Source organism: Streptomyces glaucescens, from assembly GCF_002154375.1.
GTDB classification, from domain to species: domain Bacteria; phylum Actinomycetota; class Actinomycetes; order Streptomycetales; family Streptomycetaceae; genus Streptomyces; species Streptomyces glaucescens.
The window spans coordinates 1-9,525 of sequence record NZ_MUND01000475.1 but is presented as its reverse complement, the minus strand read 5'-3'; the positions used below and the strand labels follow the sequence as shown (position 1 = coordinate 9,525).

Annotated in this window: 13 protein-coding genes and 2 pseudogenes; 9 read left to right on the top strand and 6 right to left on the bottom strand. The window is 70.4% G+C overall.

The features are described 5' to 3' along the window. Nucleotides 1-495 (bottom strand): serine/threonine-protein kinase (locus tag CCN42_RS28465; RefSeq protein ID WP_143662036.1); only part of this gene is annotated, 495 nt, incomplete at its 3' end. Nucleotides 496-813: 318 nt separating this feature from the next. Between CCN42_RS28465 and CCN42_RS28460 the strand changes: the two genes are divergently transcribed. Together CCN42_RS28460 and CCN42_RS28455 are read left to right on the top strand one after the other, a co-directional pair. Next, nucleotides 814-1,251, top strand: coding sequence for a VOC family protein (locus CCN42_RS28460; RefSeq protein ID WP_086739900.1), 438 nt, complete (start codon nt 814-816; stop codon nt 1,249-1,251). A 169-nt stretch (nt 1,252-1,420) separates the two neighbouring features. Continuing rightward, the gene (locus CCN42_RS28455) at nt 1,421-2,029 is read left to right on the top strand and encodes a hypothetical protein (RefSeq protein WP_086739894.1); all 609 of its coding nucleotides are present in this window, start codon (nt 1,421-1,423) and stop codon (nt 2,027-2,029) included. Between the two features lie 106 nt (nt 2,030-2,135). On the opposite strand, the gene CCN42_RS28450 is transcribed toward CCN42_RS28455, so the two are convergent. Together CCN42_RS28450 and CCN42_RS28445 are read right to left on the bottom strand one after the other, a co-directional pair. After that, nucleotides 2,136-2,363 (bottom strand): hypothetical protein, encoded by a 228-nt coding sequence (locus tag CCN42_RS28450; RefSeq protein WP_086739899.1) that lies wholly within the window; start codon nt 2,361-2,363, stop codon nt 2,136-2,138. A 139-nt stretch (nt 2,364-2,502) separates the two neighbouring features. Further along, nucleotides 2,503-3,099 (bottom strand): phosphatase PAP2 family protein, encoded by a 597-nt coding sequence (locus tag CCN42_RS28445; protein ID WP_143662035.1) that lies wholly within the window; start codon nt 3,097-3,099, stop codon nt 2,503-2,505. A gap of 239 nt (nt 3,100-3,338) precedes the next feature. Here CCN42_RS28445 and CCN42_RS28440 point away from each other — a divergent pair, with 239 nt between their 5' ends. The 5 genes and pseudogenes from CCN42_RS28440 to CCN42_RS44865 all read left to right on the top strand — a co-directional run. Further along, nucleotides 3,339-3,959 (top strand): ABC transporter ATP-binding protein, encoded by a 621-nt coding sequence (locus CCN42_RS28440; protein WP_086739890.1) that lies wholly within the window; start codon nt 3,339-3,341, stop codon nt 3,957-3,959. Beyond that, on the top strand, nt 3,956-4,759 hold the full coding sequence (locus tag CCN42_RS28435) for a hypothetical protein (RefSeq protein WP_086739889.1): 804 nt from the start codon (nt 3,956-3,958) through the stop codon (nt 4,757-4,759). The genes CCN42_RS28440 and CCN42_RS28435 overlap by 4 nt, the downstream gene beginning before the upstream one ends. Before the next feature lie 253 nt (nt 4,760-5,012). Continuing rightward, nucleotides 5,013-5,945, top strand: coding sequence for an SDR family NAD(P)-dependent oxidoreductase (locus tag CCN42_RS28430; RefSeq protein WP_086739887.1), 933 nt, complete (start codon nt 5,013-5,015; stop codon nt 5,943-5,945). Nucleotides 5,946-6,094: 149 nt separating this feature from the next. Then, entirely contained in the window at nt 6,095-6,499 is a 405-nt protein-coding gene (locus CCN42_RS28425) for a nitroreductase/quinone reductase family protein (protein WP_245877505.1), read from the top strand. Between the two features lie 18 nt (nt 6,500-6,517). Next, nucleotides 6,518-6,718 (top strand): annotated as a pseudogene (locus CCN42_RS44865) (MarR family transcriptional regulator); the annotation flags it as partial. Here CCN42_RS44865 and lepB read toward each other — a convergent pair. From lepB to CCN42_RS28405, 3 genes are all read right to left on the bottom strand, one after another. Continuing rightward, nucleotides 6,715-7,272, bottom strand: coding sequence for a signal peptidase I (gene lepB / locus CCN42_RS28415; protein WP_245877504.1), 558 nt, complete (start codon nt 7,270-7,272; stop codon nt 6,715-6,717). The pseudogene CCN42_RS44865 and the gene lepB sit on opposite strands and share 4 nt — an antisense overlap. A 117-nt stretch (nt 7,273-7,389) precedes the next feature. Further along, nucleotides 7,390-7,914 (bottom strand): SMI1/KNR4 family protein, encoded by a 525-nt coding sequence (locus CCN42_RS28410; protein WP_158102138.1) that lies wholly within the window; start codon nt 7,912-7,914, stop codon nt 7,390-7,392. 108 nt (nt 7,915-8,022) lie between these two features. Next, a complete protein-coding gene (locus tag CCN42_RS28405) occupies nt 8,023-8,229 on the bottom strand; it encodes a hypothetical protein (protein WP_143662034.1) in 207 nt (68 codons plus the stop codon). Nucleotides 8,230-8,465: 236 nt separating this feature from the next. On the opposite strand from CCN42_RS28405, the gene CCN42_RS41620 reads away from it, so the two are divergent. After that, entirely contained in the window at nt 8,466-8,978 is a 513-nt protein-coding gene (locus CCN42_RS41620) for an MmpS family transport accessory protein (protein WP_107427654.1), read from the top strand. After that, a pseudogene (locus CCN42_RS28395) lies at nt 8,975-9,525 on the top strand (N-acetylmuramoyl-L-alanine amidase); the annotation flags it as partial. The gene CCN42_RS41620 and the pseudogene CCN42_RS28395, both read left to right, overlap by 4 nt.

Here is a 9,525-nt window from a genome sequence, read left to right as displayed (position 1 = left end):
CGCGATGCCGAAGTCGATCACCCGGGGCCCGTCCGCGGCCAGCAGCACGTTCGACGGCTTCAGGTCGCGGTGCACGACGCCCGCCTCGTGGATGGCCTGCAACGCCTCGGCCACCCCCGCCATCAGCCACAGCACCGCCGGCACCGGCAGCGGCCCGCGGCGGGCGACCGCTTCGGCCAGGGACGGCCCGGGCACGTACAGCGTGGCCAGCCAGGGCGGCTCGCCGTCCGCGTCCCCGTCGATCAACTCGGCGGTGTACGCGCCCCGGACCCGGCGCGCCGCCTTGATCTCCCGGCCGAACCGCCGCCTGAAGTCCGGGTCGTCCGCCAGCTCCGGCCGTACGACCTTGATCGCCACCGGCCGGCCGCCCTGCGTGTGCGACAGGTAGACCACGCCCATCCCGCCCGCGCCGAGCCGCGCGGCAAGCCTGAAACCGGCCACTGCGGCAGGATCGTCCGCCTGCAGTGGCCGGAAGACCTCCGTCGTATGGCTCATCGGCCTCTCCCCCGTACAGATGTGTTGGCCGACAGCAGCTTAAAAGGTCTGTCAGTGTGGCCCACGACCTCCCTCCCATGACCGCCACCGGGCGGTGAGTCACCGACTGGACGCCTTCGGCGAGAAGGCTCTGCAGGCCACCCGGTTCGCACGGTCCGCACGGTCCGACGTGCGTAGCCGGGTCCGGTGGTCGGCGGGCACACCCGCTGCGGACGCTGGTGGACAGGCAGGTCACGGTCGACCTGGACGGTGCCCTGGTACTCGACTGCGCCCTTGCCGCAAGCACTCGATCGGGCCAGGCTCGGTAGCATGCACCGCATGGCCATCAAATTCGAGAACGTCGGCATCGCCGTGCGCGACCTCGAAGCAGCGATCTCCTTTTTCACCGACCTCGGCCTCACGGTCGTCGGCCGTGACACGGTCAGTGGTGAGTGGACCGACACCGCCGTCGGTCTTGATGGCAATCACGCCAACATTGCGATGCTCCAGACGCCGGACGGTCACGGTCGCCTTGAGCTCTTCGAGTACATCCACCCCGAAGCGATCGAGTCGGAGCCCACTCGTCCCAACGAGATCGGCATGCATCGCGTCGCCTTCTCAGTCGACGACATCGAAGAAGCCCTTGAGACGGCCGCAAGACACGGATGCCGTCCGCTTCGCGGTGTGGCGACCTATGAGGACGTCTACAAGCTCACGTACGTACGCGGTCCCAGCGGCATTCTTGTGATGCTCGCCGAGGAGCTGAAGAAGAACTGACTGGTGCGTTCGATGGTCCAGCGGTGTTGCCCAGCCGTTGACCGGAGTCGCGCAGGCCCCGGCGGGGATTCGGCGCGACGTGTCGCCCTCCTTTCGCGCTTCCGCACAACGTTTCGGCCCCGTCCCACGTCTCAGTGTCGACAGGCAGGGCGCAAGGGACGGAGGGCTCATGAAGTACGGCAGCTGGGTGGCGGGGGCCGCCTCGGCCGCGGTCCTGGTGGGGCTCACCCTCTACGTCGACGCGAGCGAGACCGGGCACACCGACGGCGGGCTCCAGGTCGACACCAGAGCGCCAGGTGCGGCCGCGTCGCCGCAGGGGCGCGTCGGCAGCCGTCCCGGGCCTGACGCTTCCTCGGAGGGCACGGACGACACGCCGCTGTTCCGCACCCTCGCCCGTATCGGCGAACTGGCTGCCGGACCGCACGCGGACGTCTACCCGGGTCTCGCCGTCGACGAGGCGCGGGGAGCCGCCGAGGTCTGGCGGATCCCGTCGGCCGCCTTGGAGGAAGCCGTCTGCGCGGCCGCGGAGAAGGGCGTCACCGTCCGCTTCCACGACACCGACGTCAGCCGCACCGAGTTGGAGGCCCCCGCCCAGCGCATCGGCGAGGACATGAACCGCTGGGACGGCGCCTTCCAGCTCCTCGAGGTCGCCATCGTCGAGCGCGGGTTCGTGACCGTCGGCGTCGACGACCTCGGCGCCGCCCGCCCGCTGGTCGAAGGAGCGTTCGGTACCGAGCCCCTCGAGGTCGTGCAGGTGCACGAGGCGACCTTCGACTGATCAAGGTCGGTCGCCCTCCTCCGCTCCCGGTGGACGGCAGTAACAGAGGGGATCCGCCCGGACGAGGGGTCAGTCCCGTCCCCGGCGGGGCGAACCGGCAGGCCGTCTAACGGGTCCTGACGAAGCAGAGCGCCCGGCCGTTCTCGTCGGGTGTGGCGCCCGCGCACGCCGACTCCCAGCCCTCGGGGAGCGGTGGCGTCGGAGCGGTCTCCTCCCAGCCGTACCGCTGCGGCACCGCCGAGTCCTGCCACCACAGAGTCAGGCCTCCCGCGGCGGCCACGAGGACCAGCCATACCGCCGCGGCCCATCGCCATGACCTGCGGGGGGGCGTCATCGCCACGGGTCCACCTCCACCACCGCGTCCACCGAGATCGGGCCGAATGCGTGCCGGGTACGACTCGGCGCCGGGCTCCGGCGCCTCGTACGTCACCGTACAGGAGGGTCACGGTGGGGCTTTCGGCCGCTGGATGCGGTCAACGAGTGAGACAGACGACGGCGGCGCACACCGCCGCCCCCAGCGCGGCGCCCATGGCGACCTGCACGGGCGTGTGGACGCGCAGGTGCAGGCGCGCCCAGCCGATCGCTGCGACCAGCAGGTAGAGCAGGGCCCATGCGCTGCCCAGTTGCAGGGTGAGCAGGGTGACGCCGGCGGTTGCCGCGCTGGTGTGCAGGGAGACGTTCGTGGCCCAAGTGCAGGCGAGCAGGAGGGCGGCCAGGAGGGGTGCGGTGCTTCCCAACTCCAGCAGCGGCACGGGGGCGCCCAGGACGCCACAGACCAGCCACACGGCTACCGCGGCGGCGACGGCCGTGGCCAGCATCGTCAGCCGGGGTCCGCGCTGCGAAGGAACGATGGTGGGCCACCACCCGAGGCGCACGCCGATGAGGACCAGGACCGCGCACAGCAGCGCCCAGGAACCGCTGCCGCACAGTCCCCACCAGAGTCCCTCGTGGTGGGGCCAGGTGGCGCGCCAGCTGACTGCGCTGCCGGCGACCACCGGCATGACGGGAGGAGAGAAGTACTGGCTCAGCCGCCGGGCCAGTCGGGTGCTGTCGTGTTCTACGGTGATCATCGCCACGACACGAGAACGAGCCGACCACCCCGAAGGTGGCCTCCGGAATGGCGGTCGGTCGGCTGTTGTGAACCGTCGGTGGGTGCCACCGGGTGAATCAGCCGTGTCTCAGCCTGTCGCCCCGCTACCCCAGTGGTTCCGTGCGCAGGCGAGAGCTGGTCAGGCGTGTCCGTGCGTCACGCGCTCGCGTTGGTACGGGGGACGGTGACGGGTGGGCAAGCGGTGAGGAATCGGGTGCCATGGCATCAGACGTACGACTGTGTATCAGCGCCGTGCACAAGAGCTACGGCAGGCGTTCGGTGTTGCGCGGCGTCGATCTGACGGTGTCGGCCGGGGTGCTCGTGGGAGTGGTGGGCGAGAACGGTTCGGGCAAGAGCACGCTGTTGCGCATCGCGGTGGGACAACTCACGCCGGACCGCGGCACCGTGCGGCGCTTCAGCGCGCTGGGGTACTGCCCTCAGCAGGCGGTGGTCAATGACACGCTCACGGTCGCGCAGCATCTGCGGCTGTTCCAGGTCGCGTACCGGCTGCCCCGGCTGGATCGCGCGTGGGAGCTGGTGGAGCTGCTCGGTTTCGGCGGCGAGAGACGCACTCGGGCGGGCGAGCTCAGTGGCGGCACCCGACAGAAGCTCAACCTGACGTTGGCGCTGATGCACGACCCGCCGCTGTTGGTGCTCGACGAGCCGTACCAGGGCTTCGACTGGGACACGCACCAGCGCTTCTGGCAGCTGGCGGGGCAGTTGCGCGGCCAAGGGCGTTCGGTGGTCGTGGTTTCCCACCTGCTGCACGACCTGAAGTACTTCGACACGGTCCACCATCTGCGCGACGGCCGGCTGCACCAGGAGGGAGCGCCGCGATGAGACACCAGTGGACGGCGTTCGCGGTGGCCCTCGGCTTCACGCTGACCGGTCACCTCCGCAACCGCCTTGCGATGGCCATGATCGCCTTCTTCATTCCGACCTGGATCTACCTGGTCCGCGCCACCGCCTTGAACAAGGACATCACCTTCAGCAGCAGCGCCCTCGGCGTCGAGGTCGTCGCGTCGATGAACCGCACCATCCAGGTCTCCAGTTCCCTGCACGCCGTCACGGTGATCGCCGGTTTCATGATGTTCATGGCCACCTTCAGTGCCCGGGACATGGACCTGCGCCTGGTGCTGGCCGGCTACCCCCGACTGCAGTTGCTGGTCGCCAAGGTTGTCGCCCTCCTCCTCGTGGCAGCACTGCTCACCGGCTACACCCTGGCCCTGCTGCAGCTGTCCTGGCCCTTGGCCCAGCCCGGTGCGGTGGCCGCGGCCCTGGCAGCGGCGATCCTGGCCTATGGCGGACTGGGCATCATGGCCGGCTTCGTGCTGCGGAGCGAACTGGAAGGGTTCTTCGTCGTGGTCATGGCCACACTGATCGATGTCGGCATGCAGAGCCCGGTGTCGAACCCGGCCGGAGACCAGCCATGGCTGAGCCTGCTGCCACTGTACGGGCCCGCGCAAGCGGCCTTGGTCGCCTCCTTCACGACGACGGACTCCTTCGCCTGCGCCGCCCTCGCCCTGCGTTGGTTCGCCGCCACCAGCGTTCTGGCCCTGCTCACCTTCTGCTTCCGCACCCGCCACTACGGCCGGCCCATCACGGCCTCGTCCTCACCCCGTCGCCTGCGCGCCGACTGAAGCCCGGTCGGCGGGACATGACGTGGCCGGCGGGCGGCACTCGCGCGCGGACCGAACGGAAGCGTGGCCGGTGCCGAGGGCGCCGTCACGGTGACGTCGGCCGTTGCCTGCCCCGGTCGGTGGTCGTTGAACGGAGCGGGCCGGATGACGGCGACGGAGGCGTGTACGTGCGGTGACGGAGTGTGGTGGTGCTGACCTTCCTGGGCCGTGGCGGCGCCGGCGGGCGGCGGAAGACGGGTGGACACCGGCGGAGATGGCCGACCTCTCCGGGCGCACAGCAGTGGTCACGGGCGCGTCCCGCGGCATCGGCGCCGCGGCGGCCGAGCACCTGGCCCGTCACGGCGCACGTCTGATCATCCTCTGTCCCTCAGCCGTGCAAGGACGTGCGGCGGCTGAGACGGTGCGCCGCCGAGTCCTGGCGGCGCGGGTGGACAGCGTCGCCTGCGACTTGGCCGACCTGCACCAGGTCCGCAAGGCCGCCGAGCGGATCGTCGGCCTCGTCGGAGGACGGCTGGATGTGCTGATCAACAACGCCGGGGTGGCCGCACTTCCACTCACCCGGTCCCCGTCCGGCCATGAGATGCACTTCGCCGTGAACCACCTCGGTCATTTCGCACTGACCGGCCACCTGCTGCCCGCCCTGCTGAAGGCACCCCGACCGCGGGTGGTGAACGTCTCCTCCGTCCTGCACTGGCTGGGCCGATGCCGTCCCTACGGTCCCCTCCCCTCCCGCCGGTACCACCGATGGTGGGCCTACTTCGACTCCAAGCTGGCGAACCTGCTGTTCACTCAGGGACTCGCGGCATGGGCGCAGTCCCACCAGGTGCCCTTGCGGGCGATCGCCGCCCACCCCGGCCTGGTCAACACCACCCTGGGCTCCAGCGCGCTGCGCGCCGACGGCCGCGGCCTCGAGGCACGACTGCTGGAGAGGATGCAGGCGCGATGGCACTCTCCTTCCCAAGCTGCCTGGCCGCTGGTGCGTGCCGCGACCGACCCGCGCGTCGCCGGCGGCGAATTCCTGGGCCCGGGCGGGCGATGGGAATGGTCCGGTCCCCCCTTGCGGGTACGCGCCGCGCGACGAGCACGTGACCCCGACACCGTCGAGCAACTGTGGCGGCTGTCCCAACGACTGACCGGCCATCCCTTCCCGTCCTCGGGGTGGCCGTCCACCAAGGGAGACCGATGACGGCACCGCGCCCAGTCACGCCAGGGACCGCCGACCGCCGGCAGCGACTCCTGCGCAGAGTGGGCAACAGCCGGCTCCTGCACCACTGGGGGCCGCGCCTGCTGCCTCGCCTGGACCGTCAGGTGCACCGCTGGACCACAGGCCGATGGATGCCCAGCCGCCTGCTGGTTCCCGTCCTGATCCTCCACACCACCCGCCGCGACGGCACTCCGTGCCGCACTCCCCTGCTGGCCGGCCGGACCACGACAGGCGCCTACCTCGTCATGGCGACCAACTTCGGCCGGCCCCGGCACCCCGCCTGGTCGTACCACCTGCTCCGCCATCCCTACGCCGTCGTCGACTGGCAGGGCAGTCTCCTGCCGGTGCGGGCGCACCGGCTCACTCCCGAGGAACAGGACGCGGCCCGGCCGGACCTCCTCACCTGGATGCCCTGCTTCGACGACTACGCCCAGCGCAGCCGGCGCGACATCCGGGTCTTCACCCTCACCCCGCTCCCCCACAGCACGGGCGCCTCGAAGCGATCCGGTCGGCCGCGGACCACCGAGGAGACCTGATCGAACGCACGGGGACGACTGGGAACCCGCCGGGCGCACCCCACGGACGGCCGCGAGTCACTGATCGAGCTGTCGGACGAGGGCCGGGCCGCGCTCGAAGCGGAGCGCGGCCGCAGGGCCGGTCGGCGCGCGCAGGCCATCGAAGCCGAACTCACGGACGAGGAGCGGGCACTGCCGGCACGGAGCGCCGCCCTGCTGGAGCGGCTGGCCACACGCTAGCCGACCGCCCGCCGCTTGGCCCAGGAGACTGTTCCCGCCGCGAGGCCACCGACGGCGGCGAGCAGCCCGAGCAGCGCTGCCGATGCCCACAGGAGCAGGCCGGCGCGGCTGTCGAGGACGCGGGCCTGGACCGCGGTGGCCGCGACGCTGCCCGACTGTTCCGCGAGGAAGTAGCGGGAGTCGTAGGAGTTCGCGCGGTAATCGCCGAGCAGGAAGAGCCGCCCCTCGGGGACGACCACGTCGTACGCGGGGGTCGTGCCGGACGGATCGCCGTCCTTCACGTATGGCTCGGCCAGGGGCTTCCCGTTCACCGTCACCGGACCGCCAGGGCTCTGCCGGACGCGGTCGCCGCCCAGGCCTATCACGCGCTGCAGGACGGGCATGCCCTGGTAGCGATTCGCCGTCCGGTAGAACACCACATCGCCCCGTTCCGTCTCGCCCGCGTCGATCTTCTCGAGGAAGACGAGTTCTCCGGACGAGTAGGTCGGGGCCATGGAATCGCTGTTGACCTTGGCCGACCCGTAGCTGCTGCCGATCACCAGGATCGCGCCCACAGCCAGAGCCGATCCGGTGGGGCCCAGCACCCATGCCAGCCGCGTTCCGCGTCGAGCGCGCCCCATGTCACGCCACCTGACCTTTGTTCACGTGCACTTCTCCTCCACCGAGCTCTTTCAGGCGTCGTCTTCGCCGCCGGAACCGGGACTGAACGTCACGCCGAGGTCGTACTGCGCGATACCGAAAGGCCGGAAATCGGTGTCCGTGAGAACTCGGTAGAGGAATTCCGAAGTGGACATGTCGTAACGGTGCCGATCGCCGCCGTCGCCCCGCTCGAGGATGGGATACTCCCCGGGCCGCTTGGCATCGACGAGCCAGCAGTACTCATCGCCCCATTCCGTGGCGCCCCATTCGACCAGGCCCTCGCCGCCCGGGGCGTAAACAGAGTAGGGATCCACGGCGGAAACACTGCCGTACGTTCCGTCTTGATCGACCCGAAGCGCCGCGCGCCACTGCGTGAGGAAGTCGAAGGAGGCACCCTCGTCACGCGCGAGGAAGAAGACGGACTCCGAGAACACGCCACCACCGAAGGCCTCGAAGAGCTCCTTGTAGTCCGCCGGCAGCGGGAACTGCAACTCCTCCTCCATCGCCGCCCAGTCGACGGAGAGCCCCAGCGGTTCCCAACCGCTCAGCTCGATCACACGCTGCACCCACATACAGCAACCTTTCAGGAGGAGAAGGGTGTGGGTGAACACCGCCAACGGTGTTCACCCACACCCATTGTATCTTTTGCGAACTGACCGATTAACTCAGGGCTGGAGCCCCGAAGGCGTGTTCCAGATCGTGATGGGCTCGAGCGGCATTTCTCCGGTGTCCATGTTCAGCCACTTGATGGTCAGGTGGTCCGGAGCGCCATTTCGGCCGGTGTAGTGGGCGGTCACGCCCAGCGCGTTGGCCAGGAGGTGACCGCGGTTCATGTCCTTCTGCATGACCTCGGCCGGAGCACCTCGAGGCATGACGGATCAGGCCACCTTCCGCACACGGGAAAGTGGCCTCGTCAGAGGTGAGTCGATCGTGGCGGGAGGATCCTCACCACACAGGTGATGCGCCGTCAACCGAGCGCGCAAACAAGGCATTTCGCGGGCACAATCGATGTCATTGAGGCCGCCGTGCCCGAATTCTCCGGTGCCTGGCATTCCTGCAATCCGATGGTGTATAACCCAGCCGAATTCACGTCTACAGAAGGCTGGCCATGCCGACGACCGAAGAACCGGCAGGACCGGACGAGTGCGGAACCCCGGATGCCACCGGGGTCTCCCGGACCGCCCGCGAACGGCTCGCCGACCGCGGCGGCGTCGCCGTCGCCGCGGCCCTGCTGCTGGCCTGCGGCGCGTTCGTCACCTACGGGGTCCTCGACTCCGGCGAGGACCCGGCGGACGAGCGGGCGGCCACGCCCACCGTCGAGGTGACCTACGAGGTGCTCGGCGAGGGCGCGGCCGACATCTCCTACCGCGGGGCCGGCGATACGGCGGGCGTCGTACCGGACGCCGGCCTGCCGTGGCGGAAGACCGTGAGCGTTCCGCTGGGCGCCGCCCCGATCGTCGACGTCACCCTCGGCGATAAGGGCGGTACGGCCAGCTGCGCCCTGACCGTGAGCGGCCGGCACGTCCAGCGCGCCATCGCCACCGGTGCCTTCGGCCGCACCACGTGCAGCGGTGACCTCCCCACCCCCGAAGCATCCACAGCCCCCGAAGGAGCCCAGTGACTCCCCACCTCTTCCGTCGTACGGCCAGGGTCGTGGCGACGACCGCCGTCACCCTCGCGACCCTCGGACTCACCTCGCCGGTGACGCCTGCGGCGCAGCATCCGGCCGGAGTGCGGAGCATCGCGCTGCACGGCTCCGATCCCGCGCAGCGGGCGCTGCCGGCTCGACGCACGGAGCCGTTCAGCATGCTCGGCGTCACCTGGGCCGACCCGCGGGCCGAGCTCGACGGCACGGCACAGGTCCGTACGCGTGACAGGGTCACCGGTGTCTGGTCCGACTGGCGTGAGCTGGAACTCGACGTACGTACGCCCGAGGCCGGGCCCGATGCCGGAGCCGGTGGGGTGCGCGCGGGAACCCAGCCGCTGTGGACCGGGCCGGCCGACGGCGTACAGGTCCGGGTGACCGGCCGGCACGGCAGGCTGTCGCGGCTGCCGGCCGGGCTGCGCGTGGAGCTGGTGGACCCGGCGAGCGGCACGGCCTCCGCCCCGTCCTACGCCCCCACCGCCACCGCGAGCACGGTGCCTCAGCCCGTCGTCACCACGCGCTC

Bases quoted from the DNA above. Each gene is read 5' to 3' on its own strand.
- CCN42_RS28460 (WP_086739900.1), top strand. From the start codon at position 814: ATGGCCATCAAATTCGAGAACGTCGGCATCGCCGTGCGCGACCTCGAA.
- CCN42_RS28455 (WP_086739894.1), top strand. From the start codon at position 1,421: ATGAAGTACGGCAGCTGGGTGGCGGGGGCCGCCTCGGCCGCGGTCCTG.
- CCN42_RS28450 (WP_086739899.1), bottom strand. From the start codon at position 2,363: ATGACGCCCCCCCGCAGGTCATGGCGATGGGCCGCGGCGGTATGGCTG.
- CCN42_RS28445 (WP_143662035.1), bottom strand. From the start codon at position 3,099: ATGATCACCGTAGAACACGACAGCACCCGACTGGCCCGGCGGCTGAGC.
- CCN42_RS28440 (WP_086739890.1), top strand. From the start codon at position 3,339: ATGGCATCAGACGTACGACTGTGTATCAGCGCCGTGCACAAGAGCTAC.
- CCN42_RS28435 (WP_086739889.1), top strand. From the start codon at position 3,956: ATGAGACACCAGTGGACGGCGTTCGCGGTGGCCCTCGGCTTCACGCTG.
- CCN42_RS28430 (WP_086739887.1), top strand. From the start codon at position 5,013: ATGGCCGACCTCTCCGGGCGCACAGCAGTGGTCACGGGCGCGTCCCGC.
- CCN42_RS28425 (WP_245877505.1), top strand. From the start codon at position 6,095: ATGCCCAGCCGCCTGCTGGTTCCCGTCCTGATCCTCCACACCACCCGC.
- CCN42_RS28405 (WP_143662034.1), bottom strand. From the start codon at position 8,229: ATGCCTCGAGGTGCTCCGGCCGAGGTCATGCAGAAGGACATGAACCGC.
- CCN42_RS41620 (WP_107427654.1), top strand. From the start codon at position 8,466: ATGCCGACGACCGAAGAACCGGCAGGACCGGACGAGTGCGGAACCCCG.